24 protein-coding genes and 1 riboswitch are annotated in these 26,836 nt (G+C 67.9%); of the genes, 12 read left to right on the top strand and 12 right to left on the bottom strand.

Features of this window, described 5'->3' with window-relative positions; genetic code table 11:
* Nucleotides 1-71: 71 nt before the first annotated feature.
* The 3 genes from JVH1_RS11825 to JVH1_RS11815 form a co-directional block, all read right to left on the bottom strand.
* Nucleotides 72-896, bottom strand: coding sequence for an SDR family oxidoreductase (locus JVH1_RS11825; protein WP_009477946.1), 825 nt, complete (start codon nt 894-896; stop codon nt 72-74).
* 62 nt (nt 897-958) lie between these two features.
* Nucleotides 959-2,020, bottom strand: coding sequence for a YbhN family protein (locus JVH1_RS11820; RefSeq protein ID WP_009477947.1), 1,062 nt, complete (start codon nt 2,018-2,020; stop codon nt 959-961).
* A 26-nt stretch (nt 2,021-2,046) separates the two neighbouring features.
* Nucleotides 2,047-2,829, bottom strand: coding sequence for an SDR family NAD(P)-dependent oxidoreductase (locus JVH1_RS11815; RefSeq protein ID WP_009477948.1), 783 nt, complete (start codon nt 2,827-2,829; stop codon nt 2,047-2,049).
* 138 nt (nt 2,830-2,967) lie between these two features.
* Between JVH1_RS11815 and JVH1_RS11810 the strand changes: the two genes are divergently transcribed.
* A complete protein-coding gene (locus tag JVH1_RS11810) occupies nt 2,968-3,705 on the top strand; it encodes a VIT family protein (protein WP_009477949.1) in 738 nt (245 codons plus the stop codon).
* A gap of 13 nt (nt 3,706-3,718) precedes the next feature.
* On the opposite strand, the gene JVH1_RS11805 is transcribed toward JVH1_RS11810, so the two are convergent.
* The 3 genes from JVH1_RS11805 to JVH1_RS11795 are packed head-to-tail and all read right to left on the bottom strand — an operon-like array spanning nt 3,719 to nt 7,130.
* Nucleotides 3,719-4,603, bottom strand: coding sequence for a universal stress protein (locus tag JVH1_RS11805; RefSeq protein WP_009477950.1), 885 nt, complete (start codon nt 4,601-4,603; stop codon nt 3,719-3,721).
* A gap of 46 nt (nt 4,604-4,649) precedes the next feature.
* Nucleotides 4,650-6,185, bottom strand: coding sequence for a CYTH and CHAD domain-containing protein (locus JVH1_RS11800; RefSeq protein ID WP_009477951.1), 1,536 nt, complete (start codon nt 6,183-6,185; stop codon nt 4,650-4,652).
* 45 nt (nt 6,186-6,230) lie between these two features.
* Nucleotides 6,231-7,130 carry a pseudouridine synthase gene (locus JVH1_RS11795; protein WP_009477952.1) on the bottom strand — a complete coding sequence of 300 codons (900 nt, stop codon included), beginning with the start codon at nt 7,128-7,130 and terminating at the stop codon, nt 6,231-6,233.
* A gap of 139 nt (nt 7,131-7,269) precedes the next feature.
* Between JVH1_RS11795 and JVH1_RS11790 the strand changes: the two genes are divergently transcribed.
* Nucleotides 7,270-9,312, top strand: coding sequence for a CocE/NonD family hydrolase (locus JVH1_RS11790; RefSeq protein ID WP_009477953.1), 2,043 nt, complete (start codon nt 7,270-7,272; stop codon nt 9,310-9,312).
* A 40-nt stretch (nt 9,313-9,352) separates the two neighbouring features.
* Nucleotides 9,353-10,231 (top strand): oxidoreductase, encoded by an 879-nt coding sequence (locus JVH1_RS11785; protein ID WP_009477954.1) that lies wholly within the window; start codon nt 9,353-9,355, stop codon nt 10,229-10,231.
* Between the two features lie 21 nt (nt 10,232-10,252).
* On the opposite strand, the gene JVH1_RS11780 is transcribed toward JVH1_RS11785, so the two are convergent.
* The gene (locus tag JVH1_RS11780; protein WP_009477955.1) at nt 10,253-10,675 is read right to left on the bottom strand and encodes an organic hydroperoxide resistance protein; all 423 of its coding nucleotides are present in this window, start codon (nt 10,673-10,675) and stop codon (nt 10,253-10,255) included.
* Nucleotides 10,676-10,677: 2 nt separating this feature from the next.
* Nucleotides 10,678-11,130: a MarR family winged helix-turn-helix transcriptional regulator gene (locus JVH1_RS11775; RefSeq protein ID WP_037230710.1), complete on the bottom strand. Its 453-nt coding sequence runs from the start codon at nt 11,128-11,130 to the stop codon at nt 10,678-10,680.
* A gap of 72 nt (nt 11,131-11,202) precedes the next feature.
* A riboswitch (TPP riboswitch) is annotated at nt 11,203-11,307 on the top strand.
* A 48-nt stretch (nt 11,308-11,355) separates the two neighbouring features.
* On the opposite strand from JVH1_RS11775, the gene JVH1_RS11770 reads away from it, so the two are divergent.
* The 3 genes from JVH1_RS11770 (at nt 11,356) to JVH1_RS11760 (ending at nt 14,941) form a co-directional block, all read left to right on the top strand.
* Complete coding sequence (locus JVH1_RS11770) at nt 11,356-12,120, top strand: 3-oxoacyl-ACP reductase (RefSeq protein WP_009477957.1); 765 nt, start codon at nt 11,356-11,358, stop codon at nt 12,118-12,120.
* A 1-nt stretch (nt 12,121) separates the two neighbouring features.
* Nucleotides 12,122-13,417, top strand: a complete 1,296-nt coding sequence (locus JVH1_RS11765; RefSeq protein WP_009477958.1) for an LLM class flavin-dependent oxidoreductase — start codon at nt 12,122-12,124, stop codon at nt 13,415-13,417.
* Between the two features lie 120 nt (nt 13,418-13,537).
* Nucleotides 13,538-14,941 (top strand): CitMHS family transporter, encoded by a 1,404-nt coding sequence (locus JVH1_RS11760; RefSeq protein ID WP_009477959.1) that lies wholly within the window; start codon nt 13,538-13,540, stop codon nt 14,939-14,941.
* Nucleotide 14,942: 1 nt separating this feature from the next.
* Here JVH1_RS11760 and JVH1_RS11755 read toward each other — a convergent pair whose 3' ends face one another.
* Nucleotides 14,943-15,122 (bottom strand): hypothetical protein, encoded by a 180-nt coding sequence (locus JVH1_RS11755; RefSeq protein ID WP_016883897.1) that lies wholly within the window; start codon nt 15,120-15,122, stop codon nt 14,943-14,945.
* Nucleotides 15,123-15,262: 140 nt separating this feature from the next.
* Here JVH1_RS11755 and JVH1_RS11750 point away from each other — a divergent pair, with 140 nt between their 5' ends.
* Nucleotides 15,263-15,607 carry an Lsr2 family protein gene (locus JVH1_RS11750; RefSeq protein WP_009477961.1) on the top strand — a complete coding sequence of 115 codons (345 nt, stop codon included), beginning with the start codon at nt 15,263-15,265 and terminating at the stop codon, nt 15,605-15,607.
* 68 nt (nt 15,608-15,675) lie between these two features.
* Here JVH1_RS11750 and JVH1_RS11745 read toward each other — a convergent pair whose 3' ends face one another.
* A complete protein-coding gene (locus JVH1_RS11745) occupies nt 15,676-16,080 on the bottom strand; it encodes a C40 family peptidase (RefSeq protein WP_043780956.1) in 405 nt (134 codons plus the stop codon).
* A gap of 282 nt (nt 16,081-16,362) precedes the next feature.
* Here JVH1_RS11745 and JVH1_RS11740 point away from each other — a divergent pair, with 282 nt between their 5' ends.
* Entirely contained in the window at nt 16,363-16,584 is a 222-nt protein-coding gene (locus JVH1_RS11740) for a hypothetical protein (protein WP_043780959.1), read from the top strand.
* 132 nt (nt 16,585-16,716) lie between these two features.
* Here the strand turns inward: JVH1_RS11740 and JVH1_RS11735 are convergent, their stop codons facing one another.
* Nucleotides 16,717-19,038: an ATP-binding cassette domain-containing protein gene (locus tag JVH1_RS11735; protein WP_009477964.1), complete on the bottom strand. Its 2,322-nt coding sequence runs from the start codon at nt 19,036-19,038 to the stop codon at nt 16,717-16,719.
* A gap of 133 nt (nt 19,039-19,171) precedes the next feature.
* Between JVH1_RS11735 and JVH1_RS11730 the strand changes: the two genes are divergently transcribed.
* Nucleotides 19,172-19,936 (top strand): ABC transporter permease, encoded by a 765-nt coding sequence (locus JVH1_RS11730; RefSeq protein ID WP_009477965.1) that lies wholly within the window; start codon nt 19,172-19,174, stop codon nt 19,934-19,936.
* Nucleotides 19,937-20,027: 91 nt separating this feature from the next.
* Nucleotides 20,028-21,644, top strand: a complete 1,617-nt coding sequence (locus tag JVH1_RS11725) for an FAD-dependent monooxygenase (RefSeq protein WP_009477966.1) — start codon at nt 20,028-20,030, stop codon at nt 21,642-21,644.
* On the opposite strand, the gene JVH1_RS11720 is transcribed toward JVH1_RS11725, so the two are convergent.
* Nucleotides 21,613-23,637: an APC family permease gene (locus tag JVH1_RS11720; protein ID WP_009477967.1), complete on the bottom strand. Its 2,025-nt coding sequence runs from the start codon at nt 23,635-23,637 to the stop codon at nt 21,613-21,615. The two genes, JVH1_RS11725 and JVH1_RS11720, sit on opposite strands and share 32 nt — an antisense overlap.
* A 94-nt stretch (nt 23,638-23,731) precedes the next feature.
* Here JVH1_RS11720 and JVH1_RS11715 point away from each other — a divergent pair, with 94 nt between their 5' ends.
* Both JVH1_RS11715 and JVH1_RS11710 read left to right on the top strand, forming a co-directional pair.
* Nucleotides 23,732-24,130 carry a hypothetical protein gene (locus JVH1_RS11715; protein WP_009477968.1) on the top strand — a complete coding sequence of 133 codons (399 nt, stop codon included), beginning with the start codon at nt 23,732-23,734 and terminating at the stop codon, nt 24,128-24,130.
* A 37-nt stretch (nt 24,131-24,167) separates the two neighbouring features.
* A complete protein-coding gene (locus tag JVH1_RS11710; RefSeq protein WP_009477969.1) occupies nt 24,168-26,591 on the top strand; it encodes an ATP-dependent Clp protease ATP-binding subunit in 2,424 nt (807 codons plus the stop codon).
* The last annotated feature ends 245 nt before the right edge of the window (nt 26,592-26,836 follow it).

Raw genomic sequence — 26,836 nt, 5'->3', positions numbered from 1 at the left:
AAAGGTAGCAGAACTAACGGTCGGTGTCCGCCGAATGTCCCACTCGGCGGGAGGATCTCGACGGACCGCGCTCAGCGGAACGACTGCCGGATCACCGGTTCTCGCCGCTCGAGGATGGTGGCGGTGTGCTGGCGCACCATGCTGTCGAGGTGCTCACCCTGCGGTGCGAGCCAGAAGTCGCCCCGGTCGATGCCCGCGAAGACCAACTCGGCGAACGTGTCTGGGTCGAGTCCGTCGGTGCCGAGCAGTTCGCGCATCTGCGCGACCATGTGGTCGACGGCCGGATGGGAGACCGACCCGAACGGGTTGTCGAAGACGGACGTGACGACGGGCCCCGGCGCCAGCACGCTCGCGGACACCGGGGCGCCCACCATGCTCAACTCCATCTGCAGGCACTCGGTGATCGCGACGACCGCGAACTTCGATGCGCTGTACGGCGACATCATCGGACCGGGCGCGAATCCACCGACCGACGCCGTGTTGACGACCCGGCCCCCGCCCTGGTCGATCATGCGCGGAACGAACGCCCGGATCCCGTTGACGACACCCGTGACGTTGACACCGAGGGCGGCGTCCCAGTCGGATTCGCCGAGTTGCCACAGGAACCCGGCGCGCATGATTCCGGCGTTGTTGAAGAGCAGGTCCACCCGGCCGAACGTGTCGAACGCGAGATCGGCCAGGGCGTGAACGGACCCGGAGTCCGCGACGTCCGTTGCGCACGTGAGGGCGGCTCCGCCCAGGTCCGCGGCCAGACGGTCCAGTGCGGCCGTGTCGATGTCGGCGAGCACCACCGTCATACCGCGGGCGTGCGCGTGCCGGGCGATCCCCGCCCCGATTCCCGAGGCCGCGCCGGTGACGACGACAACCTGCTTCTCACGTGTTTCCGGTTCCGTCACGGCTCGACCGTAGGGCCGTCGCCGGCCGCCTCGGCCCGGGTTTCTCTCTCAGCGGGACGTATTCACGTGCCGCGCCGCCACAGCGGTTCGAGGTCCGGGCCCTCCTCGCCCTGCTGTTGCGCGCCCCGGAAGCGTGCCGCGAAGACGATCCAGCCGATGGCGGCCATGAGAAGGAAGCTGACCAGCCGGTAGACGACGATCGCGGATACCGCTTCGGCGCCGGTCATTCCGCTGGCAGTCAACGCGGGGACGAGCACGGCATCCATGACGCCGAGTCCGGCGGGCAGGAGTGGAATGGCCGAGCCCGCGGCGTTGCCCGCCGCGTACGCGACGGCGAGTCCGGCGAACCCGGGATGCGCGCCGACCGCGTAGCACGCGAAGGCGAGGCACGAGGCGTCGGCGATCCAGTTGAACAGCGACCACCCGAACGCGCGGGCCGTGTCGCGGCGATCCATCCGGACGGCGCTCATCTGGTTGACGATGTGCTTCCACTGGCGAACACCGGTCAGCGGAGGCTTCTTTCGAAGCCTGTTGAATCCGCGCAGCGCGGTGATGCCGACCCCCTCGAGGGCGTCGGGTCGCGATGCGGCGTACTGGGCCACCACCAGGAACGCGCACAGGCCGCCGAATGTGAAGATCAGCGAGAACGGGTTGGTCTTCGCCCCGACGAGCAGTGCGCCGGCCAGTCCGACGAGTGCCAGGCCGATCGCCTGGAGGACGCCGGCCATCACCAGTTGCCACGTCGCGAACACCGGTGATGCACCCCAGAGGCGCGTCTGCCGGTACGTGAACGTCGTCGCCAGAACCGGGCCGCCGGGCAGTGTCACGCTCATCGAATTGGAGGCGAACGTCACCGCGAGGGACTGCCGCTGTTTGATGTGCACACCCGCGACCCCCAGCAGGCAGCGCTGGACGCGGGCGAAACTCGACATCGACGCCAGCGACGCCACGACGGCTGCGGCCACCCATCCCCAATGCAGGTCGCCGAGGTTCTGGACGCTCTCCGACAGGTCCGGCCAGATGAGGACGATCTCCACCGTGAGCACGACGACGAGCAGGCCGCCGATCACCCATTCGACACGACGCCTGCGGGGCGTCGGGCGAGTGTCGTCGGCGTCAGTCATACGCGTCCATTACACATGGCCGGTGATCACACCGTGTATCCGCCGTCGACGTCGAGCTTCTGTCCGGTGACGAACCCGGCCCGGTCGCTCGCGAGGAAACAGACCGCCTCGGCGACGTCGACGGCGGTGCCGAACCGGCGTAACGGTATCCGGCTCATGGCGGCGTCGAGTGCGCGCTGATCGAGTTCTTCGGAGCTGATCAGCCGCTCGGCCATGCCGTCGGTGAGCATTCCCGGGCCGACCGAGTTGAAGCGGACGCCGTAGCGGCCCTCCTCGGCGGCGAATCCCTTGACCAGCTGTTCGATCGCGCCCTTCGTGCCCGGCGACAGTCCGTCGCGCACCGGGAATCGGCTGGTGGCCGCGGTCGTGACCGCGACGACGGATCCGGACGCCTCCCGCAGCGCGGGCAGGGCGGCCTTGACGACGGTGAAGAAGGCGACGGCCTCCTGTTCGAGGTGCTCGGCGTAGTCCCGGGGAGCGACCTCGGACAGGTGGATCATCGGAATGTGCGGTCCTGCGGCGTGAACGAGGATGCCGATGCCGCCGAAGTGCTCGACGATCTGCATGACGACACTCGCGACGCGGGGCTGGTCGGTGAGGTCGGCGGAGAACGCCTGCGCTCCGACGCCGCGGCCTTCCAGCTCGCCGACGAGGTCCGCGGCGACGTCGGCATTGGATCGGTAGGTGATGGCCACGTCGTGGCCGTGGGCTGCGAGTTGCCGTGCGATGGCGGAGCCGATGCCGCCGGTGCCGCCCGTGACGAGTGCGGCGCAACGACGTCGGGGGGTGCTGGTGGCGGGTGTCGCCATGAGGAACTCCAAGCGTGTGAGGAACGAGCGTCCCTAACCTAGCAACTGCTTGGTTTCGGTGTGCGGGGAACGGTGCACCCGGCCGAGCGCAGCCTAGCCTGGCTATCCGACCAGGCCTTTTCGTCTTAGCCTGAACGCATGTCAGCAGAGAACGCCGAGCGGGCCGAGCCCTCGGGGCATCCCGACGAGCCGCACGCACCCAGTCTGGCGAGCCGCCTCAACTGGTTGCGGGCCGGGGTCCTCGGCGCCAACGACGGCATCGTGTCGACCGCCGGGCTGGTGGTCGGCGTGGCCGCGGCCACCACCGAGCGAGCGGCAATATTCACCGCCGGATTCGCGGGTCTCGCGGCCGGCGCGGTGTCGATGGCGCTGGGCGAATACGTCTCGGTGAGCACCCAGCGCGACACCGAACGCGCGCTGCTGTCGAAAGAACGGCGCGAACTCACCGAGACCCCCGACGCCGAATTCGAGGAACTCGTCGCGATGTACGAGGCCAAGGGGCTGAGTGACGACACCGCCCGGACGGTCGCGCGCGAACTCACCGATCACGATGCGTTCGCCGCCCACGTGGACGTCGAACTGGGCATCGACCCGGACGATCTGACCAACCCCTGGCAGGCCGCCGGGTCCTCGGCGCTGTCCTTCACGCTCGGCGCCCTGATCCCGTTGCTGGCGATTCTCCTACCGCCCGTGCACCTGCGCATTCCGGTGGCGTTCGTCGCGGTGCTGGTCGCGCTGGCCCTCACGGGCACCGTGAGCGCGGCTCTCGGCGGCGCACAGCGCACCCGGGCAGTGCTCCGCGTCGTGCTGGGCGGAGCACTCGCGATGCTCGTGACGTACGGAATCGGTCAACTGGTGGGGACGGGCATCGCCTAGCGTCGGGCGACCGTCACTCGCTCCGGCAGATCATGACCGGACATTTCGCGTGGTGGAGCAGATTCTGGCTCGTCGAGCCCATCAGCGCGCCGAGCCACGGTCCCCGGCCGTGGCTGCCGACGACGATCAGCTGAGCGTCGTCTGCATGCCGCAGGAGGACGTCGGCTGCGGCGCCCTGTTCGGCCACCCTGGTCACGGACACGTCCGGGTATCGTTCCGATTCGCCCGCGAGGGCCTCGGAGAGCAGCGCCTCCTCTTCCTGCTTGACGGCATCCCAGTCGACGAGCATGCCGGTGCCGCCCGCGCCGAGTGTGGGGGAGCCCTGCCACGTGTGGACGGCGCTCAGCGGCGCCTCGAAGAACGACGCGAACTCGAATGCATGGGCCACCGCGTCACGGCTGAGGTCGCTTCCGTCGACCCCGACCACCACCGGACGCTGGTCGGGGGTGGTGACTTCGCCCCGGAGAACGGTCACGGGGCAGGGTGCGCGGTTGGCGACGTGCAGTGCCGTCGAGCCGAGCAGCACCGAACGGATCGCCCCCGTCCCCGTGGATCCGAGCACGATCAACCGGGCCCAGTCGGCGGCCTCGAGCAGTGCGGTCCCCGCCGGACCGGGACTGATGGTCGTCTCGATCTCGAGACCGGGGAACTTCGGTCCCAGCAGCCTCTTCGCCGTCCCGATGATGGCCTCACCGTCCTCACGCAGCTGACTGAGGAACTGCGATTCCAGCATGATCGCAGCGGGGCTGTACAGCGGACCGTCCTGTGGCAGCGCGTGCACGAGCGACAGCGTGGCACCCCACTTCGACGCGACTGCGGCGCCCCACAGGGCGGCGGCGGTGGAGGCGTCGGATCCGTCCAGGCCGACGACGACGGAATGACTGGCGGGTGTGCTCACGTCTGGCTCCCTTCGCTCACGCTGTTGGGTACTCCCCGACTGTGCCCTACTTCCAGACTTTTCGGGCCACCTTCTTCGCGCTCTTCCACTCCGGTTTCACTTCTGCTGCCAATGCATCGCCGTGCTCCAGTTCGCGCTGCAGCAGCATTCCGAGACCCAGGCTCGACTCGGCGGAGTGCTGATCCTCCGCGACCATCGCCAGGATGTGGTCCCGTGCGACGACCGCGTCCTGGTATTCGCCGAGGATGTCCTGAAAGCCCTTGAACTTCGTCTGAGCGCGGTCGGACGCCTTCGGAGCCAGTGACCGCGTCGCCTCGACCGCATAGCGCATTCGTTTGGCGCGCTTGCGCGCTCGGTGTGTCAGCTCGTCGCGCTCGGCCCGGGCGGTCGCGGCCGCCGCCTTTCCCACGCGCTGGTGCACGGACTTCGACAATGCGCGCAGCGATTTCGTGACGGCCTTCTTCGACGGGCCGCCGCTCCCGGACGCCTCGACGGCGACGAGGAACGTGTCGAGCCCGGCGAGCAGGTCGAGGTAGCGCCGGGAGTTCAGGGCGGCCAGTGCTGCGGGCCGGGCTGTCGCGGCGAGTGCCGAGAAGTATTCGTCGAGGCGTGCCCGCACGACCTCGCGGTCGGGTATTTCCTCGGCGTCGCCGAGCCGATCCACGAGCCGGCTCCACTGCACCTCGGTGTCCCGCGCCGAGCTGAGGGCCTGACCGACCCAGCGGAGTTCGACGATCAACTCGTCGACGGTTTCCTGGTCGCGCAGGCTGGTCCCGTACACCTGGAGGACACTCCGGATGCGCCTGGCCGAGACCCGGAGGTCGTGGACGGACTCGTCGAGGTCGCGGCGCACGCCGAGGTCGGCCGTCACGAGAGAATCCTTCTGCGCCGCCAGATACTCCAGCAGCATCGTCCGGGGAGTGGACCGCTTCTTCCTACCCGCGGGGCGCGGGGTGCCGGTCACCGCGTCGCCGAGCGCCCGCCGCAACTTCGACGGCGCATCCGAACGGGTGATTCCGGCATCGGTCAGCCGGGAGTCGATGGCGTCGAACAGGTTTCGGTCACCGGCTGCGAGTTCGACCTCGACCTCACGCCACACCCGCTCGTCGGATCCGGTCCCCGTCTCGGGGACGGCGGCGATCACGACGTCCGAGACGACCTCGGCGAGCGTCGTTCCCGCCGCGTCCACGAGCCGCCGCCGCTCGCGGTCGGTGCTGATGAGCGCGACCGGGTTCAGGGCCGCGCCGCGGGTGACGGCCGTGAGCAGCTCCGCGAATTCCCGGGGCACCTCCGTCTCGGGGTGCTCGGCGTCGGGCGCCAACTGCAGCTCGGTCCGTTCGTCCGCGCCTGCCGGGATCTTCAGGTGCCAGCCGGCGTCGTCGCCGCCTTCCCGGCGGCGGAGGGTGATTCCGGCGCGGAGCAGCAGGAGTTCGCCCGTGTCGTAGTACAGGGCGGACAGCTGGATCGAGTCGAGCAGAGGTTCGCCGTCCACACCGGGCAGTCCCGAGAGGCTGGGTATCTGCTGCTCCGAACCGGCCTCGTACTTGCGTTCCACTTCGGAGACGGATGTCGCGGTACTCATGTCACCATCCTTCCGGCTGAGCGGGCCGGGGGAAAGAAGCCGAGGTCAGCTCGGCCAGTCGAGGCTCCGGAGGCTCGCGAAGCGTCGCGTGACTCCGGAGTAGGGGTCGACGAACTCGACGGACCGGGCCAGCAGCCGCAGCGGCGTCGAATAGTCGTCGGCGGCAACGTCGTAGAAGTCGGGATAGAAGTTGTCGCCGTGGATCGGGATGCCGAGCGAACTCATGTGCAACCGCAACTGGTGCGTCTTGCCGGTGTGCGGCAGCAGCCGGTACCGGGCCGCGTCGCCGTGGATCTCGAGAAGTTCGATGCGGCTTTCGCTGTTCGCGGGACCGTCCATCTCGTACGCCTTCAAGACGCCCCGCTCCTTGACGATTCGACTGCGGACGGTGGCGGGGAGCCGGAGATCGGGGTCGTAACGGGCGACCGCCTCGTACTCCTTGACCACCCGGCGCTGATCGAACAGCGACTGGTAGTCGCGCCGGACCTCCCGCCGCACCGTGAAGAGCAGCACCCCGGCGGTCAACCGGTCGAGCCGGTGCGCGGGTGTCAGTTCCGGAAGGTCGAGGTCTCGGCGCAACCGGACCAGCGCCGACTCCGCGATGTACGCGCCGCGCGGGGTGCTGGCCAGGAAGTGGGGCTTGTCCACGACGAGGAGATCCTCGTCGCGGTGCAGGATCTCGATGTCGAACGGGACCCGCTTCTCGACCGGCGGATCCCGGTACAGGTACACGAATCTGCGGGGTGCGAACGGGGTGGCCTCGGTGATCGGCTGCCCACGCTCGTCGACGACTTCCGCTGCGGCGACCTTCTCGCGGAGGCGGGTTTCGTCGTGCGGAAAACGTGCGAGCAGGTACTCGAGCACGGTGGGCCACGCGCCGACGTCCGGCATCCTCAGCCGCGTCGGGTTGAGGCCGTCGCGGACGGGAAGCGGGGCGTCGGGCACCTCGTCACGGTAGTCGACAGGCTGCGGAAATCCGTCGTTGACCGCCGGGGGACTCGAGGTTACTATCCGGTAAGTTTGTGACGCGGGCCACCCTGACTGGCCGCTGAGGCGCGTCATCGGGATTTCACGGGGGTTCGAAGTGATCGTGCGTCGATGGGCGTTTCGACCGGGCGCGGTGGCAGTCGCTCTGGCGGTGGGGGTGGGGCTCGCGGTGGTGCCCACGGTGACGGCGTCGGCGGATCCGACGGGTGGGGCGGCCGGGGCCGCGTGGACCGCGGCGGTCGACGCGCCGCCCGAGTACCCGGTGATCGCGATCGACTGGGACGTCCCCATCACCATGAGCGACGGAACGGTGCTGAAGGCCAATGTCTATCGCCCCGCGGACGCCTCCGGCAAGCCGATCGACACCAGGATGCCGTCGGTTCTGGGCGTCACGCCGTACACGAAGCTGGTCGGCAACGTCGTCGATTCCGTGTTCGCGGTGCCGGGACTCGAGGACACGGTCGTCGACCTGGTGAACTCGTTCGATCTCGCCGGAACCCCGTTCGACGGTGTCGGGGAAGCGGCGAAGGTGCTCACCGGTGGCGGCATGCGCGTCTTCGGCATCAACCGCGACCTCATCCGGAACGGGTACACCCAGGTGGTGGTCGATGCGCGGGGCACCGGCTTCTCCCAGGGGGAATGGCAGGCGCTCGGTCCGCTCGAGCAGCAAGACTCCGTCGAGATCATCGACTGGATGAGCAAGCAGGGATGGTCCGACGGCAGGGTCGGCATGGCGGGGGTGTCCTATTCGGGAATCAACTCGCTACAGGCCGCCGGGCATCAGCCGCCGGCATTGAAGGCCATCTTCCCGACCGAACCGGGCAACGATCTGCTCCGCGACATCGTTGGAACGGGCGGTGGTCTCGGTGTGGGATTCATGCCGCTGTGGCTTTCGCTTGTCAACGGTCTCAAGTTCGTTCCCGACATCCAGGCCATCGCGCAGGGGCGTTTCGACCAGCGGTGGCTGCAGGATCGGTTGCGGGATCCGCTGACACTCTTCCCCGCGCTGATCGAGGCCATGACCGCGCCGGACATCAACGGTCTCGACCCCGGCACGCTGCGGGTGGCGCAGGACGGCCAGTTCTACGAGGAGCGGAAGGCGCAGGCCGCGAACATCGAAGTGCCGACGATGCTCTACGGCGCGTGGCACGACATCTTCGCGAACAGCGAGCCGCGGGTCTACAACGACATCCCGCTGCCCGCCGGGGAGAAGCAGCTGATCATGAGCGACGCCTACCACATCTCGTTCGGGGGCGGCTTCGGTGAGCAGGGTGCCCCGCCGCGACTCGACGTCCTCGAACGCGCCTGGTTCGACAAGTGGCTGAAGGGCATCGACAACGGCATCGACGAGTACGGTCCGGTCACGCTGTATCAGCAGGGCAACGGCTGGACCACCACCGATCAGTTCCCGCGGGCGGGTGTCGACTACCAGCGGATGTACCTGTCGGGTGTCTCCAGCGGCACCGCCGGGCACGCCGCCCACGACGGCAGCCTGGTGTCGGCGAAACCCGGCGACGCGGCACAGCTCACCGTCGCACCCGGACTTCGCGGGCTCTGTTCCCGCGACGGCGCGCAGGGCACCGCAGGCGCGGCCGTCGTCTTCGGATCGGTGTGCAGCAAGGACTCCCGGTTCGCCGAGGCCGAGGGACTGACGTTCACCAGTGCCCCGGTCACGCAGCCGACCGAGCTGTCGGGTCCGGTCAATCTGCACCTCGAAACCGTGCTCGACGCCCCGGACGGATTCTGGGCGGTGACGCTCAACGACGTCGCACCGGACGGCACGTCGACTCCGCTCACCAACGGCGCTCTCACCGCTTCCATGCGGGCCGTGGACGATTCGAAGAGCACCAAGTCGGCGAACGGCGACTACACCGAACCGCACCACTATCTGACGGTGGACGCCCGTCAGCCGCTGGTCCCGGGTGAAGTGACACCGGTCGATATCAACTTCGTGCCCACCGACGCGGTCCTCGAACCGGGGCATCGGCTGCGCGTCGATGTGTACGCGGGCAGCGTCCCCCGGTACCTGCCGCTCGGACCGATGCTGGCCGACAGCCAACTGAAGCCGCAGCACGTCGCGTTGTCCCCGGATCGCCCGAGTTTCCTCAATCTGCCGCTGGTCGGAGCGCGGGCGTGGTGAAAGGTTCACGCCATGTCCCGAGATCCGTAGGGTTGACGCCATGACCAAGTGGACAGCTTCGGACATCGTCGATCAGAGCGGCCGCACGTTCGTCGTCACGGGCGCCAACAGTGGTCTGGGGGAGGTGGCCGCGCGGGCTCTGGGCAAGGCTGGCGCGCACGTCGTGCTGGCCTGTCGTAACACCCACAAGGGGGAGGTCGTCGCCCGGTCGATCGGTGACAACGCCGAGGTGCGCCGCCTCGATCTGTCCGACCTCGCCTCGGTGCGCGAGTTCGCCGCCGGCGTCGAGTCCGTCGACGTGCTCGTGAACAACGCCGGCGTGATGGCGGTGCCGCAGCGCACGACCGCCGACGGATTCGAAATGCAGATCGGCACAAACCATCTCGGGCACTTCGCGTTGACCGGCCTGCTGCTCGACAAGATCACCGATCGGGTCGCCACGATGTCGAGTGCCGCACATCAGGCGGGAACGATTCACCTCGACGACCTCAACTGGGAACGCCGCAAGTACAACCGGTGGAGCGCGTACGGGCAGTCGAAACTCGCGAATCTGCTGTTCACATACGAATTGCAGCGCAGGCTGTCCGCGGCGGGGTCACCCGTCAAAGCCGTGGCCGCGCACCCCGGTTACGCGTCGACCAATCTGCAGGCCCACACCGAGTCGGTGCAGGACAAGCTGATGGCCGTCGGCAACCGGATCTTCGCGCAGTCGGCGGAGATGGGGGCGCTGCCGATGCTGTACGCGGCCACCGCTCCCGACGTGATCGGCGGCAGCTACATCGGGCCGGACGGCCTGTTCGAGCAGCGTGGCCACCCGAAAGTGGTGGGCTCCAACAAGAAGTCGCGGGACGAGCACACCGCGCGGGCGCTGTGGTCCCTGTCGGAGGACCTGACGGGCGTCGAGTTCACGTTCCGGTGACCCGACGCCCGTCAGGATTTCTCAGTCTTCGGTGACCTCGAGGGTGACGTCGATGTTGCCGCGGGTGGCGTTGGAGTAGGGGCACACCTGGTGTGCCTTCTCGGTCAGTTCGAGCGCCTCGGCGCGGGGCAGGTGGGGGAGGGAGACCTCGAGGGTGACGGCGAGACCGAATCCGCCGCCGTCCGTCGGGCCGATGCCGACGCGGGCGCCGACGGCCGAGTCGGCGACGTTCGCCTTTGCCTGACGGCCGACCAGCTGGAGTGCGGAGTGGAAGCATGCCGCGTATCCGGCGGCGAACAGCTGCTCGGGGTTGGTGCCGTCGCCGGACCCACCCATCTCCGTGGGGATCGCGAGGTTCAGGTCGAGCCGGCCGTCGGACGTGCGGGCGTGGCCGTTGCGTCCTTCTCCGGTGGCGAGGGCTTCGGCTGTGTAGACGATCTTCATGGTTACTTCTCTCCTGTAGGGGTGTTGACGCTGTGGAGCGATTCGGTGAGCCGCGACAGGGTGTTTCGGAGGGCGACGAGTTCGTCGATGTCCATTCCCGTCGACTGGGCGAGTTCCGCGGGGATGGCCTCCGCGGCGGCGCGGAGGCCCGCACCCTTCTCGGTGAGGTGGATCCCGACGCGGCGCTCGTCGGCGGACGAGCGCCTGCGTTCGACCAGGCCCAGGGTTTCGAGCCGCTTGAGCAGTGGCGACAGCGTGCCGGTGTCGAGGTCGAGGGCGTCGCAGATCTCACGTACTCCGCGACCGTCCTGTTCCCAGAGAACCAGCAGCACGAGGTACTGCGGGTAGGTCACTCCCAGCGAGTCGAGCATCGACCGGTATCTCGCCGTCATCGCCCGGGAAGCCGAGTACAGCGCGAAGCACACCTGGCGGTCGAGGGCGAGGTTGTCGGTCACCACTGAATAGTTGCACACAACTAGGTTGTGCACAACCAAGAATCAAAAACGGTGATTGCGCTTACACTGTTGGCCAGTGACACGGGGTGCTGCCCGGCGACGAGCCGGACGGCTGAGAACACACCCGTCGAACCTGAACTGGGTAATGCCGGCGAAGGGATGTCGCGGAGACGGCCGTATGCGCTCATCCGATATCTCGTCGCCGACCGAACGGAAGGTGACAGCATGCAGCTCGACAAGCAGATCGTCCTGGTGACCGGCGGTGGACGGGGCCTCGGCGCCGCCATCGTGCGGTCGTTCGCGGCGCAGGACGCGCGGGTGATCGTGAACTACCGGAACAGCCGGGAGGCGGCCGAGGAACTCGCGGCCTCCCTGGGCGCGGACCGTGCGGTCGCGCTCCGGGGCGACGTCACCGATGCCGGACAGGTGGCGGCGCTGTTCTCCGCGGCGGAGGAGCACTTCGGCTCCCCGGTGACCACGGTGATCAACAACGCGCTCGCCGACTTCTCCTTCAACGGCGACGCCCGCGACAAGGCGGACGTCATCACGTGGGATGCCTTCGACGCGCAGCTGCGTGGCAGCGTGAAGGCGACACTGCACACGACGCAGGCCGCGCTACCGGGCATGCGTTCGCTCGGGTTCGGCCGGATCGTGAACATCGGCACCAACCTGTTCCAGAACCCGGTCGTCCCGTACCACGACTACACGGCCGCCAAGGCGGCGGCGCTGTCGCTGACCCGCACGCTCGCCTCCGACCTCGGTCCCGACGGCATCACCGTCAACATGGTCTCGGGCGGGCTGCTCCGCACCACCGACGCGAGCGCTGCCACTCCCGACGAGGTGTTCGACCTCATCGCGGCGAGCACCCCGCTGCAGCGGGTCACCACCCCCGACGAGTTCGCCGACGCGGTGCTGTTCTTCGCGTCCCCGTGGTCGCGTGCGGTGACCGGCCAGAACCTCGTCGTCGACGGCGGACTGGTCAAGGACTGACATGAGCGACGCCCGGCAACTGCACTTCAACGCGTTCCTCTACAGCTGCGGGCACCACGGCGCCGCGTGGCGGCACCCCTCGTCCCAGGTCGAGCGACTCTGCGACATCACCTACTACGAGGAGTTGGCGCAGACCGCGGAGCGGGGCTGCCTCGACGCGGTGTTCTTCGCGGACGGGCATTCGGTGCGCGACCCCGCGTCCGGAGGCATGTGGTTCCTCGAACCGCTCACCGCGCTGTCCGCGATGGCGCGGGCGACGGAGCGGGTCGGACTGGTGACGACGGTGTCCACCACGTTCTACACACCGTTCCACGCCGCCCGGATGCTGGCGTCGCTCGACCACATCAGCGGCGGCCGCGTCGGCTGGAACGTGGTGACGTCGATGTTCGACGCCGAAGCGCGCAACCACGGGCTCGAGGAGATGCCGCCGCACGACGAACGCTATTCGCGTGCCGCGGAATTCGTCGACGTGGCACTCGCTCTGTGGGATTCGTGGGGGCCCGACGCGCTCGTACTCGACCGGGACGGCATCTTCGCGGACCCGGCCGAGGTGAAGGCGGTCGAGCATCGGGGCAAGCACTTTCTCGTGGACGGTCCGCTGAACGTGCCGCGCTCGCCGCAGGGTCGTCCCGTGCTGTTCCAGGCGGGCGCGTCCGATCAGGGCCGCGACCTGGCCGCCCGGTGCGCCGAGGGAATCTACGCCGTCGCCTACGACCTCACGGCCGCGCAGAGCTACTACGACGACGTGAAGCGGCGCATCCGCGCGGCAGGCCGCGACGCCGACGCGGTGACCGTGATGCCCGGTCTCGTGACCTACGTCGGCTCCACCACCGAGGAGGCCCGACGGAAGAAGGCGGAACTCGACGCGCTCCTGCCCGTCGAACAGTCGCTGGCGCAGTTGTCGATGTTCGTCCAGCAGGACTGCAGTGCCTGGGAATTGGATGCACCCGTTCCCGCGCTGCCGCAGCTGTCGGAGTTCACCGGGCCGCAGGGCCGGTACGACACGATCCTGCGGATCATCGAGAAGGACCGTCCCACCGTGCGGTCGCTGCTGGGCACGTTGGCGGCCGGCGGCGGGCACTGCACCATGATCGGAACCCCGGAATCGATCGCCGACGAGATCGAAACGTGGTTCCGCGGCGGCGGGGCCGACGGCTTCAACCTGATGCCGCCGTTCTACCCGAACGGCCTCGCCGACTTCGTCGACGAGGTGATCCCCGTCCTGCAGAAGCGGGGGCTGTTCCGCGCGGAGTATGAGACAGAGACTCTGCGCGACCATCTCCGGGGGCGCCCGTAGTTGCCACCACAAAGAACACAACCTTCTCTAAGTACGCAACAGTGACTGTGAGCGTCCCTCCCCCCGACACTGGCTGTTATCGCGATCACACCACGACGCGAGTTCGGACGAGGAGTGGCAATGCTGGTAGCACTCGGCTTTCTGATGGTGGCCGTGTTCATGTTCTTGATCATGTCCAAACGGGCCACTCCCGTGGTCGGGTTGATCGCCGTCCCGGTCGCATTCGGCATCGCGGCCGGGGCGGGCCTCGGAATCGGCGACATGATCACCGACGGGATCAAGTCGCTGGCACCGACGGCCGCGTTGCTGTTCTTCGCGATCATCTTCTTCGGAATCATGATCGACGTCGGCCTGTTCGACCCGCTGGTGAAACTCATCCTCCGGCTCGTCCGCAACGACCCCATGCGGCTCGTCGTCGGCACCGCGGTGCTCGCGATGGTGGTGTCGCTGGACGGTGACGGATCCACGACGTTCATCATCGTGACGTCCGCGCTGTTGCCGCTGTACATGAAGCTGAAGGTCAGCCCCGTGATCCTCACGGTGGTCGCCGGCCTGGCGAACGGCGCGATGAACATCGTCCCCTGGGGCGGACCGACGGTCCGGGCCGCCGCTGCGCTGGGTATCTCGCCGTCGGACGTGTTCGTCCCGATGATCCCGTCGCTGGTGGTCGGACTGCTCGTCGTGCTGCTGTTCGCCGTGCAGCTGGGCTACAGCGAACGCCGCCGCATCGGCACGCTCGAACTCACCGACGAGCGCCTCCTCGTCTCCGCGGGCTCCGGCCTCCGGCGGTCCGCGACCGGCTCCGGGGGTAACGGCGACACACCCCGAACCGGTGGCGGCTCCGGCGATGCCGGATCGGACGACGGCCAGGGCTTCGTCGACGGTCTCGACCCCCAGCGGCCCACGCTGCGCCCGAAGCTGCTGTGGTTCAACGCGCTCGTGACCGTGGCGCTCCTCGTCGTGCTCGTGATGGACGTGCTGCCGATTCCGGTCCTGTTCATGGTGGCCGCATCGATCGCGCTGACGGTGAACTTCCCGCGGGTCAAGGAACAGCAGGAAGCGATCACCCGCCACTCGTCGAGCATCGTCTCCGTGGTCGCGATGGTGTTCGCCGCCGCTGTCCTCACCGGCGTGTTCCAGGGCACCGGAATGGTCGAGGCCATGGCGCAGTGGCTGCTCGAGATCATCCCGGCCTCGCTCGGACCGCACCTGGCCGTCATCACGGGCATCCTGAGCCTGCCGTTCACGTTCTTCATGAGCAACGACGCCTTCTACTTCGGCATCATGCCCGTGCTCGCCGAGACGGCGGCCACGTACGGCATCGAGCCGGTCGAGATGGCCCGCGCATCCATCACCGGCCAGACGTTCCACATGCAGAGCCCCCTCGTCCCGGCCATCCTCCTACTCGTGACCCTGGCGGGTGTCCCGCTGGCGGACCATCACAAGAAGGTGCTGTGGCGCGCAGCGCTGGTGTCGCTGTCGATGCTGGTGATCGGTGTGGTCCTCGGACAGATTCCCTGGTGACCTAGTCCTCTGTGTCGGTGTCGGTGGCGGGCCCCTCGGGGGTCGCGCCACCTTCGCCGCTCCAGTCGGCGCCCGAACTCTTGTCATCCTCGGCCGGATCGGACATCACGTCCTTGTCCGCGCCCGGGGCGCCGCTGTCGGTGGTCGTGGTCTTCGGTCCGGATGAATCCTTGGGTGTCATGTCCGACGAATACCCCGACAACGGGGTGCTCCAATCAGGCGGACCCGGTTCTGCAGTTCGAAAACTCCGTCGGGGATTGGCAGGTGAACAATACTTCGACGTAGTGTTCCCCGGGTTATCGACGATGAAGGAGTGGAACTGTGGCGCGGAAAGTTGTTGTCGAACGCATCGACGACATCGACGGAACTCCGATCAAGAACGGTAAGGGGGAGACCATTCCGTTCTCTGTCGACGGCGTCGACTACGAGATCGATCTGAAGGTCAAGAACGCCAGGGAATTCCACAAGACTCTCGACTACTACATCGAACATGCAACTCGGGTCGGTGGAAGGAAGCGTCGGTCGACTCCTGCAGTGGCATCACCGTCGCAGGGGCGTAGCCAGGCGAAGGAAATTCGAGAATGGGCGACGTCGCAGGGGTATGAGTTGTCCACGCGTGGACGTATTCCTGCCGAGATCGAGGAAGCGTACAACGCCGCTCACTGAGCCCACGGCGCCGCGGGTGGTCACGCCTCTGGCCGCTGTTCAGGTCGACCGGGGGCCGTGGTCGGTCGTCAGTATCGGCGTGCTGCGTGAAATGACATGGAGCTCATGGCTACTCGCGTGACCGGGCGTCCCGGAGCGGGTGCGTGGACGAGCATATCGTTTCCTGCGTAGATCCCCGCGTGGCCGCCCCCGTAGAAGAGGACGACGTCACCGGGCTGCAGGTCGCTCGCGTCCACGGCGGTCCCGTGTCGGAGTTGCTCGTAGGTGGTGCGCGGAACCGGTATGCCGGCCTGCTTGTAGGCCCATTGGACGAGACCGGAGCTGTCGAAGGCGCGGTGGTCGCCGGCGCCGAGGGTGCACGGGATTCCGATTCTGGATGCGGCGGCGTGCAGTGCCTGGCGCCCCGGCCGCACCGGAGGCGGGGGGAACGTGTGAACCAGCTGATATCCGTGGTTCCCGGTGTGTGGGTTCATGCCGTCGTAGCTCCAGTGCACTCGCTGTGGTGTCGCGTCGCGGAGGACGCCTGTTTACAGAGTGGTCCCGTTGCGGTCCGGGCGCATCGGCTGAACTACCCGGGTACGTGCCTGTCTTCTCTGCCTCCGTCCCCCGGACTCGACGGCCTCCGGGTAAATCATTCGATCTGGTCGGTTTGGTACTCGCGAGTAGTGCAGGCCCCTCGTAACGTCGGACGGGTAATTGTCAGGTCAAAGGGAGTGGTCCGCTACGTCCCGTGGACTGGGATGAAGGAGCGGGCGATGACGATCAGAGAATCGGCGAACTGTGCTTTCGGTGTCGCACGCTTGGCGTTCGACGCAGGAGCTGCCCTCCTGTCCGTCGCCGTGGCGGTACCGGTCGCCTTCGCTGCGGGCGAGGCGCGATCGATGGCACACGCGGCACGTGGCGACATCACGCCGGCCACCGAACCGTCGGACAGCGAGCATGTGCACGACCTGGGAACCGTCGTCGAACTGATCTAGCCGGCACACCGGGTGCTGCTCGAACTTGTGGTCCTCGTGGGTTACTACCGGACCCTGTCTCAGATGATGAACGTCTTCGACATCGGGGCACCGGCGGGTCTCGGCGACGAGTAGAACACCGCAGCATCTGTTTCAGCGTCGGCGGGAACGGCGCAGCCGGAGCCGGCTGTAGGTGACGACCGCGAGCACGCAACTGATGAGCACCAGCATGGCGATGCTGAGCAGCCACCACGATGCGGCGTGCTGCCAGAGCGTATCGGGCTCGGTGCCCGTGGCGTTCGTGCGCAGGTCCACCGTCGATGCGGCGGCCGCGAACCCCCAGCGCGACGGGAAGAGCCACGACACCTGTTCGAGCACCGCGCGTCCGGTGATCGTGATCAGTCCTCCGCACATCACCAGCTGCACCATGATCGTGACCACCAGCATCGGCATCACCTGCTCGTTCGAGCGGGCCACCGACGACAACGCCAGTCCGACCAGGACGCAGGAGCAGGTGGTGACGGCGATGTCCACGATCAATTCGACGGAGCCGGAGGGGATCACGCTGCCCCGGCCCGGAAAACCCTTGCCCACGAAGACGATCATCACCATGATCACCGACTGCACGATGGCAGCGGCGCAGAATACGACGATCTTCGCCGTCAGGTAGGCGGACGGGAGCAGACCGGCGGCACGTTCGCGGAGATAGATCATGCGCTCTCCGACCAGATCGCGGATGGTCAGTGAGCAACCCATGAAGGCGGCGCCGAGGATCAGCACGACCAGGATCTGGGTGAGTTCGCCGGATTCGTCGAGGCCCGACGGACCGAATCCCGTGTCGCCGGGCACGAGCACGGCCAGGCCGCCGAGCACGAACGGGAGAAGGGACAGGAAGATCAGGTACCCACGGTCAGCGCGGATCAGCCGCGCCTGGCGGCGGACGACGGTGCTCAACTGCTTGCGTCGCGACGTGTGCGCGGGACTGCCGAGAGGTCCGGGCGGACTCGGTGGTGGCACCTCTACGGCGGGGCGGGTGGCGCGGTACTCGGCGAACACCCCGTCGGGGTCGGCCGCGACGCGGGCGAAGATGTCGGCCCAATCGGTGCTGCCCAGCGCGGCCCCGACCCGGTCCGGCGGGCCCACGTAGGCGGTCTTGCCGCCCGGTGCGAGGAGCAGGACCTGATCGCACATCTCGAGATACGACAGCGAATGCGTGACGATGACGATGACGCGGCCCGAATCGGCGAGGCGGCGCAACGTCGCCATGATCTGCCGGTCGAGCGCGGGGTCGAGGCCCGAGGTCGGTTCGTCGAGGATCAGCAGGGACGGGCCGGTGAGCAACTCCATTGCGACGGACGCGCGTTTGCGTTGTCCGCCGGACAGCCGGTCGACCCTCGTGTCGGCGTGTTCGGACAGCTGCAGTTCGTCGAGCACCGTCTCGATCACCTCCTCGCGGTCGGTCCGGGTGGTGTCCGGCGGCAGCCTCAGCTCGGCGGCGTAGCCGAGCGCCTGCCGGATGGTCAGCTGCCGGTGCACGACGTCGTCCTGGGGGACCATCCCGATGCGGGAGCGGAGCACCTGGTATTCGGCGTGCACGCTGCGTCCCTCGAACTCGACCACACCTTCCGTGGGGCGTTCCGAACCGGAGATGATGGTGGCCACCGTGGTCTTTCCCGCGCCGGAGGGGCCGATCACCGCGGTGAGACTCCCCGGCTGGGCCGTGAACGTGACGTCCTCGAGCAGCCGCCGCCCGCCTTCGATGGTGAGCCCGACGCCGTCCACCCGCAGCCCGCCTGCGGTCGGAGCCACCGCCTGCCGTGGAACGAGCCGGCCGTCCTTCACACTGAGATCGGTGTTGCCGATCGTGACGACGTCACCTTCGGTCAGCTGCGCGCGCGACACCCGGGCGCCGCCGACGAACGTGCCGTTGACGCTCCCCAGGTCGTCGATCTCGAGGCCGGACGGCACGTTGTGGACGATCGCGTGATGGCGTGAGGCCAGCACGTCCCGGACGACGATGTCGTTGTCGGGTGACCGTCCCACCGTGAGTGATCCCGTCGGGACCGCCTCGTGCGGTGTCGGGGGTGGGGCGCTCGATGCCCCCACGTCGATCGTCGACTCGTCCCATCGGCCGCCCACGTCCTGTCGCGTCGCGTCGGGATCCTCGACCGAGATCCGCACGATCGGTCCCTCGACCGCGTCGCCCAGGCGGACGACGACGTGGTTCGTGACGGGAACCTTTTCTCGACGCTCGCCGTCGACGAAGATCCCGTTCTTGCTGTCGGAATCGACGAGCTGCCATCCCTCGTCCCACGTCAGCCGTGCATGCTCACGTGACACCACGGGATCGATGATCGTGATCTCCAATTGCGGATCCCGGCCGATGCGGACGGCCTTGCCCGCGCGGTAGCTCGCCCGGCCGTGTTCGGTCTCGACCACGACCCGCGGGTGCGCTGTGTTCGCCCGGTCGTCCATCGCCACGGCCTCCGGTCAGGTTCTCGGGCGTAGAGCGTCGACTCCTTCCATGGTCGCACGCACACCCCGGGATACGTCGGCATAACGCTCACTCGGTATCGCCGTGGCCAGGAAGTGAGGAACACTGAGCCGGGTGAGTACGTCCCTGGCGAATCCCGGTGTCGGACTGGCTGTGCTGTGCACCGTGATGGTCGTATGCGCGGCGGTGGTCTACCGCTTCACCCACCTCGGTAGCCCACTCGTCGTGCCCGGTGCGGCGATTCGAGGTGCTGCCCAGCTCGTCGCGGTGTCCTTGATCCTGGCCGCGGCGCTCGCGCATCTGTGGTCGTCGATCCTCGTGCTCGTCGTGATGTTCGCGGCGGCGGTGGGAACGTCCGCTCGCCGCGCGAAAGCCGGGCGGTCCGCCGGGTGGCTGGCGCTGTCCCTCGCCGCGGGTGTCGGCATCGTGTTGCCGTTGATGCTGGTCAGCCGGGTGGTGCCGCTCGAAGGTGTCGCTCTCGTTCCCATCGGGGGAATCGTGCTCGGTGGTGCGATGACGGCCACCTCCCTCGCCGCGCGACGCGCGCTCGATGCTGTCGATCAACGGTGGGGTGAGGTGGAGGCGGGGCTCAGTCTCGGACTCGACGTCCGTGATGCCCGCATGGAAGTGGTCCGGTATGCCGCCTCAGACGCGTTGCTCCCGGGACTCGACCAGACCCGGACCGTCGGGCTGGTCACCCTGCCGGGGGCGTTCGTCGGGGTGCTGCTGGCAAGCGGTTCCGCCGTTCAGGCCGGGGCGGTGCAGATCCTCGTCCTCGTCGGGCTGCTGCTCGCGCAGACGTGTGCGGTGGCCGTCACGATCGAACTGGTGGCCCGGGAAGCCGTTCACCGGCCGAGACTCCACACCTCGCGAACGTGACGGATCCGAGTCTGGCCCGAACGCCGGTCACGTGCATCGTGGGTCCCGCATACTGGTCGGTGGTCGGTCCCTGCTGACGAGGCGGTGTCTTGTGGTGCATCCCGAGGTATTGGTGGTCGGAGCTGGTCCGGTCGGTCTGACGGCGGCGATCGAACTGCGCAGGCGAGGTGTCGCCTGCCGCATCATCGATCCCCTGCTCGAGCCACCGCAGTACGCGAAGGCGGTGGGGATCCAACCTCGCAGCCTCGAGGTCTTCGAGAGCATGGGCGTGCTGCGGCACATCCTGGACGCGGCGATCCAGATGCGCGGGCAGATCGTGTACGTCAACGGCGACGAGGTCGCCCGTCTGGAGTTGTCGCTACCGGCCGACGTCCCGTTCGAATTCATCGGGCTGCCCCAGTACGAGACCGAACGCATCCTCACCGAATACCTGGCCACGTTCGGCACCACGATCGAACGAGGAACGAGACTGACGGCGTTCGAACAGGACGACGACGGCGTCGTCGCCACGGTCGCCGGCGCGGACGGCGACGAAACCGTCCGAACCCAGTACCTTTTCGGCTGCGACGGCGCCCACAGCGTGGTCCGCAAGGGCCTCGGCCTGACCTTCGAGGGCGGTGCGTTCCTCGAGCAGTACATGCTCGGCGACGTCGAAGTCGACTGGACGATGCCCCGCGGCTACGGGATCCGGTCGATGCACCAGACGGACGGCGAGACCGACGACCTGCTCGTGTGCATTCCGCTGCCCGGGCGCCGCCGCTACCGGATGTCGATGCTGGTGCCCAGCGACCTGGCCGGCACCGGCACCCCGGCGGCCGACAAGATCGCGCACGGTTTCGAGGCGGGACCGAAACCGGAGCTGAGCCACATCCAGGCCGTGCTCGACCGCCTGTCGCCCGAGCCGACGCGGGCGTCGAACCTCCGCTGGTCGTCCATCTTCCGGATCAGCCACCGCATCGTCGACTCGTACGGGCGCGGGCGGGTGTTCGTCGCGGGCGACGCCGCCCACATTCATCCGCCGACCGGCGCGCAGGGCATGAACACCGGCATCCAGGACGCGCACAACCTGGCGTGGAAGGTCGCGCTGGCCGTGTCCGGCGCCGCGGCCCCCGACCTGCTGGACAGTTACGACGCCGAACGGCGACCCATCGGGGAGGAGGTGGTGGGACGCACCGTGCGCAGCGCCCGGGAGGGGATCGGGGCGGGGTCGTCGGATCCCGACTATGTGATCCGACGCGAGGCCCAACTCCTCATCAGCTACGCGGACAGTCCGATCGTCGCCCAACCGGAGTCGAATGCGGCGCTCGCGCCCGGCAGTCGGGCGCCAGACGCCCGCGGGCTGACACGCGCCGCGGTCGCATCCCCCCTCCGGCTGTTCACTCTCCTCGCGGGACGCAACCACACGTTGCTGCTGTACGCCGACGAATCGGTCGACGCGCGCGGGCTGGAACTGCTCGAGGCCGCGGCGACGTCGGTGGGCGCGGCGACCCAGGGACTCGTCGACACGTACCTCGTCGCGTCGCCTTCCGCCGAGGTCGGGGAAACGGTGCTTCCCCTCGTCCGGGACCGTGACGGCGAGTTCGCGCACGCGTACGGCGCGGAGGGTTCCGCCGCGTTCGTCGTCCGACCGGACGGCTATCTGGGGTTCCGGCAGAGTCCGGTCGCGGTCGACGGTCTCACGGAGTACCTGAAGTCGACTTTCCGCTGAGCTCGGGAGTGGTGGGCAGGCCGCGCCGGATGTCACCCGGCGCGGGCTTGCCGAGCGGCGCCCCGACCCGGGTGGCCGAATCGAGCAGCCACGGCACGCTTGTGACCATCACGCCGGACGTGAACAGCAACCTGCCCTTGAGGCGCAGCGCATTCTGGTTGTGCAGCAGGTGTTCCCACCATCGACCGACCACGTACTCGGGGATGAAGATGGTGACGACGCCGTCCGGGATCCGCTTCCGGACGGATTTCACGTACCCGACGATGGGCCGGGTGACTTCACGATAGGGCGATTCGAGGACTTTCAACGGCACCGGAATTTCGTACTTCTCCCACTCCCGCTGCAGTTTTCCGGTGTTGTCGCCCAGTACGGTGACGGCTTCCAGGGTCGTCGGATGGGTGGCGCGGGCGTAGGCGAGGGCCCGGGCGGTGGGTTTGTTGAGCACGGACACCAGCACGATCGTGTGCACCTGGGAGGGGAGGGTGAAGCTGTCCTCGTCGACGACGAGGGCAGCTGCAATCCGGTCGTAGTGCCGCCGCACCCCGCGCATCAGGAAGAACAGGATCGGCATGGCGATGACCACGAGGTAGGCGCCCTGGGTGAACTTCGTGATCGTGACGATGATCAGGACGGTGCCGGTGAGGACGGCGCCGGTGCCGTTGAGGGCCCGCCTGCCGTGGATGCGACGACGTTCACGGGCGTCGGATTCGGTTGCCAGCACACCATTCCAGTGCCGGACCATGCCCGCCTGGCTGAGGGTGAAGGACGTGAACACGCCGAGGATGTACAGCTGGATGAGGTGGGTGACGGACGCGTCGAACAGGACGATCAATCCGCCCGCCGTCACGGCGAGGAGCACGATGCCGTTGCTGAACGCCAGCCGGTCGCCGCGGGTGTTCAGCTGGACCGGGAGGTAGCGGTCGCGGCCGAGCACCGAGGCGAGCAGTGGGAAACCGTTGTAGGCGGTGTTCGCGGCGAGCACGAGGATCAGCACGGTCGCGGCCTGGACGTAGAAGAAGCCGATGTTGGTGGTGCCACCGAACACGGCCGCCGCGATCTGGGCGATGACGGTGCGCTGCGGATCGGTCTCGCAGTTTCCGGCGAACCCGATCAGATCGCACGGGTTCACCGCGACGTGCACCTTGGCGACGATGGCCAGCGCGGTGATTCCCGCGAACATCACGATCGCTGTGGCCGCCATCGCCATGAGTGTCTTCGCGGCGTTGGCGCTCTTGGGTTTACGGAACGCGGGCACCCCGTTGGAGATCGCCTCCACACCGGTCAGCGCGGTACATCCGGACGAGAACGCGCGCAGCGCGAAGAACACGAGGGCCAGACCGGTCAGCCCGGACAGTTCCGGTTCGATGGTGTACCCGGCACTTTCGGCGACGGGTGTCGAACCGGCCGCGACACGGACGAACCCCGTCACGATCAGGATCATCACCCCGGCGATGAACCCGTACGTCGGGAAGGCGAACGTGGTTCCCGATTCGCGGATCCCGCGCAGGTTCATCACCGTCAGCAGCACGACGAACGCCACGGCCAGCGCCACCCGGTGCGTGTTCAGCGCGGGCACGGCGGAGATGAGATTGTCGACACCCGCCGACACCGACACCGCCACCGTCATGACGTAATCGATGAGCAGTGCCGACGCCACCGTCAGACCCGCGGACGGCCCGAGGTTCTTCGTCGCCACCTCGTACGAGCCGCCCCCGCTGGGGTAGGCGTACACCACCTGGCGGTACGACAGGGCGACCACGGCGAGAAGCACCACGACCCCGGCCGCCAGATACGGCGTCAGGTAGAAATAGGCGAGACCGCCCAGGGACAGGATCAGCAGGATCTCCTGCGTCGCGTACGCCACGGACGACAGAGGGTCGGACGCGAAGATCGGCAGCGCCAGACGCTTGGTCAGCAACTGTTCCCCGAGGTCGTCACTGCGCAGGGGGCGTCCCAGAGCCAGCCGCCGGACCGCTCGAACGAGAGCCACCACCTGTTCAGGGTAGAACCAGGCGCTTCGCGCCCGTGCGCCTTTCCGGTTGTTCCCGCTACCGAAAAGGCGCACGGGGGCGGAGCGCCTGTCCGCGATGGTCGGCCGAGATCTCGGCGACGCCGCGACCGTGATCGACCGCACCGACCGGGACGAACCGACGGGCGTGGTTGCACTGTCCGAGACGGTGCGGGCCGCTCACGCGCTGGCGGACGATCTGGCGGTCGCCATGGCGGACCTGCCGGGCCTGCGACCGCTGGTGGTCCGCGGCGACCGCAGCATTCTGCTCGGGATCTTTCCCGCGCTGCGCAGGCACCTGGGTTCGGTGGGACTGTGGTGGCCACCCGAGTGCTCGACTTACTCGGACGCACCCTGCCGTGAGCGGGAAGATCCGGGTTCCTGTCGTCGTTGGACTGGGTCGGTACCCGCCACGGACCTTAGTGATCGAGCTCACATCCACCCCCGCCGGGAATTGATCGCAGGGTTGGCACGTTAGTTGAGTGATTAACGCTCAACTTTTAGGAGGCTGAGGAATGCCAGCATTCTTCGGGCCGGAGGGCCCAGGTCGCATCGACATCAGTCGGCTCATGAGTCGCTCCACCCAGGAGCTCATGGCTGCTGCTGCCCGCTTCGCCGCAGGTCGTGGTGATGCGGAACTCGATGCGCTCCACGTTCTGCGCGTCATGACAGAACACGAACCCGTCGCGTCTCTGATGCGCCGCGCAGGCGCGAACGCGTCGGCCGTCGCCGACGCAGTCGAACTGCGTCTGCCCCAGGGGCGTGACACCTCAGGCTTTGCAACGCCCGCACTGAGCGGCGCGCTGAAGACGGCGCTGCTCGAGGCGCACCAACTCGCGCGCGCCCTCGGGTCCACCTACATCGATCCCGAGCACCTCTTCCTGGCGCTCGCCGCGGATCAGGACCACGCCGCCGGCCGACTGCTCGCGTCCGAGGGAATCACCCCGGAGCGGCTGCAGACCGCGGTGCAGGGTGGATCGGTGGAGGAGTCGTCGAACTCCGAGACCCCCACGCTCGACAAGTACGGCTTCGACCTCACCGAACGCGCACGCGGCGGCGGAGTCGACCCGGTGATCGGGCGCGCCGACGAGATCGAGCAGACCATCGAGATCCTGTCGCGCCGCACCAAGAACAACCCCGTGCTGGTCGGTGAGGCCGGCGTCGGCAAGACGGCGGTCGTCGAGGGCCTGGCCCAGCGCATCGTCGATGGCGACGTCCCCGACCGGCTGACGGGTAAGCGCATCGTCCAGCTCGACCTGTCGAGCATGGTGTCGGGCACCCGGTACCGCGGCGACTTCGAGGAACGTCTCAACAAGGTGATCGACGAGATCTCGGCCCACTCGGACGAGCTGATCGTCTTCATCGACGAGGTCCACTCCATCGCCGGTGCCGGTGGCGGCGCCGAGGGTGCGATGGATGCGGGCAACATCCTCAAGCCGAAGCTCGCCCGTGGTGAGCTGCACATCGTCGGTGCGACGACGCTCGACGAGTACCGCAAGCACATCGAGAAGGATCCGGCGCTCGAACGCCGGTTCCAGCCGGTGACGGTTGCGGAGCCGAGTGTGGAGGATGCGGTGGCGATCCTGTCCGGTCTGCGTGACCGGTACGAGGAGCACCACGGCGTCCGCTACACGGACGAGGCGATTTCGGCGGCCGTCGAGTTGTCGGCCCGTTACATCGGTGACCGCTTCCTGCCGGACAAGGCGATCGACCTGATCGATCAGGCCGGGGCCCGGTTGCGGCTGCGGACGCCGAGCGTCGACGTGGATGCTCTGCGGGCGAAGCTCGCGGAACTCGAGCAGGCCAAGGAACAGGCTGTCGCCGACGAGCAGTACGAGAAGGCGTCGCGACTGCGTGACGAGGCCATGGAGGTTCAGGCCCGGATCGACGGGAAGGCGGTCGGCGCGTCCGACGCCGCGCCCGAGGTGACCGCCGAGCAGATCGCCGAGGTCGTGTCGCGGGCCACCGGAATCCCGGCCAGCCAGATGACCGAGGAGGAGAAGGAACGCCTCCGCCGGCTCGAGGACGAACTGCATCGTCGTGTCATCGGCCAGGACGACGCCGTGCGGGCCATAGCCCGGGCGGTGCGCCGCAGCCGTACCGGCATGAACGATCCGGATCGCCCCGTGGGTAGCTTCCTGTTCCTCGGACCGACCGGTGTCGGCAAGACCGAGCTGGCGAAGGCGCTGGCCGCCACGCTGTTCGGTGACGAGAACAAGATGCTGCGACTCGACATGAGCGAGTTCGGTGAACGTCACACGGTCAGCCGGCTCGTCGGTGCTCCTCCCGGCTACGTCGGATACGGGGAGGCGGGGCAGCTCACCGAGCAGGTCCGCCGGAACCCGTACTCGGTGATCCTGCTCGACGAGATCGAGAAGGCGCACCCCGACGTGTTCAACACGCTGCTGCAGGTGCTCGACGACGGTCGGCTCACGGACGGTCAGGGCCGGACGGTGGATTTCAAGAACACCGTTCTGATCATGACCAGCAACCTGGGGTCCGACATCATCTCCAGCAAGTCGGGTGCGCTGGGCTTCAGCACCGGTGACGCGGAGGCTTCGGAGAAGCCGCTGCGGGATCGGGTGATGGGCCGGCTGCGTGAGTCGATGCGTCCGGAGTTCCTGAACCGGATCGACGAGATCGTGATCTTCCGCAAGCTCGACAACGAGCAGCTGCACCGGATCACCGACCTGCTGCTGGACGACAGCCGGAAGCGGCTGCAGTCCAAGGGCATCGAGATCTCGTTCAGCGAGGCCGCGGTCGATTGGATTGCCGAGCACGGACACCAGCCCGAGTTCGGGGCGCGTCCGTTGCGCCGGTCGATCCAGCGGGCCGTCGACGATCGGATCGCCGATCTGTTGCTCGACGACGTCCTCGTCGAGGGTGGCAGCATCGCGGTCGGAGTGTCCGACGACGAGTTGGATCTCGTAGTCGGCTGATCCCCGACGTGAGTGGCAGAGCGTGCTTCGGCACGCTCTGCCACTCACGTGTGTGGGTAGCCCCTTGCCCGCCCTCGCCGTCTCGGATCAGCACCCGGTGATGAGGTGTGCGTCGTGCACCGTCACCTGTGCGGTGTGCAGGGCTGCACTGTGATCCGGGTGTGTGCCCGGAGCGTTGCCCTCCACGCCGGAGAAGAGCCGAATTACCGTCGACTCGCGGTGCGTGCTCGCCTCCGAAACGGTTA

The sequence above is a fragment of the Rhodococcus sp. JVH1 genome (genome assembly GCF_000280725.2).
Lineage (GTDB): Bacteria > Actinomycetota > Actinomycetes > Mycobacteriales > Mycobacteriaceae > Rhodococcus_F > Rhodococcus_F jostii_A.
The sequence above is the reverse complement of the archived record's forward strand: the minus strand, read 5'-3'. Positions and strand labels throughout refer to the sequence as shown.

Bases quoted from the DNA above. Each gene is read 5' to 3' on its own strand.
- JVH1_RS11820 (WP_009477947.1), bottom strand. From the start codon at position 2,020: ATGACTGACGCCGACGACACTCGCCCGACGCCCCGCAGGCGTCGTGTC.
- JVH1_RS11815 (WP_009477948.1), bottom strand. From the start codon at position 2,829: ATGGCGACACCCGCCACCAGCACCCCCCGACGTCGTTGCGCCGCACTC.
- JVH1_RS11810 (WP_009477949.1), top strand. From the start codon at position 2,968: ATGTCAGCAGAGAACGCCGAGCGGGCCGAGCCCTCGGGGCATCCCGAC.
- JVH1_RS11800 (WP_009477951.1), bottom strand. From the start codon at position 6,185: ATGAGTACCGCGACATCCGTCTCCGAAGTGGAACGCAAGTACGAGGCC.
- JVH1_RS11785 (WP_009477954.1), top strand. From the start codon at position 9,353: ATGACCAAGTGGACAGCTTCGGACATCGTCGATCAGAGCGGCCGCACG.
- JVH1_RS11780 (WP_009477955.1), bottom strand. From the start codon at position 10,675: ATGAAGATCGTCTACACAGCCGAAGCCCTCGCCACCGGAGAAGGACGC.
- JVH1_RS11770 (WP_009477957.1), top strand. From the start codon at position 11,356: ATGCAGCTCGACAAGCAGATCGTCCTGGTGACCGGCGGTGGACGGGGC.
- JVH1_RS11765 (WP_009477958.1), top strand. From the start codon at position 12,122: ATGAGCGACGCCCGGCAACTGCACTTCAACGCGTTCCTCTACAGCTGC.
- JVH1_RS11760 (WP_009477959.1), top strand. From the start codon at position 13,538: ATGCTGGTAGCACTCGGCTTTCTGATGGTGGCCGTGTTCATGTTCTTG.
- JVH1_RS11755 (WP_016883897.1), bottom strand. From the start codon at position 15,122: ATGACACCCAAGGATTCATCCGGACCGAAGACCACGACCACCGACAGC.
- JVH1_RS11745 (WP_043780956.1), bottom strand. From the start codon at position 16,080: ATGAACCCACACACCGGGAACCACGGATATCAGCTGGTTCACACGTTC.
- JVH1_RS11740 (WP_043780959.1), top strand. From the start codon at position 16,363: ATGACGATCAGAGAATCGGCGAACTGTGCTTTCGGTGTCGCACGCTTG.
- JVH1_RS11735 (WP_009477964.1), bottom strand. From the start codon at position 19,038: ATGGACGACCGGGCGAACACAGCGCACCCGCGGGTCGTGGTCGAGACC.
- JVH1_RS11715 (WP_009477968.1), top strand. From the start codon at position 23,732: ATGGTCGGCCGAGATCTCGGCGACGCCGCGACCGTGATCGACCGCACC.
- JVH1_RS11710 (WP_009477969.1), top strand. From the start codon at position 24,168: ATGCCAGCATTCTTCGGGCCGGAGGGCCCAGGTCGCATCGACATCAGT.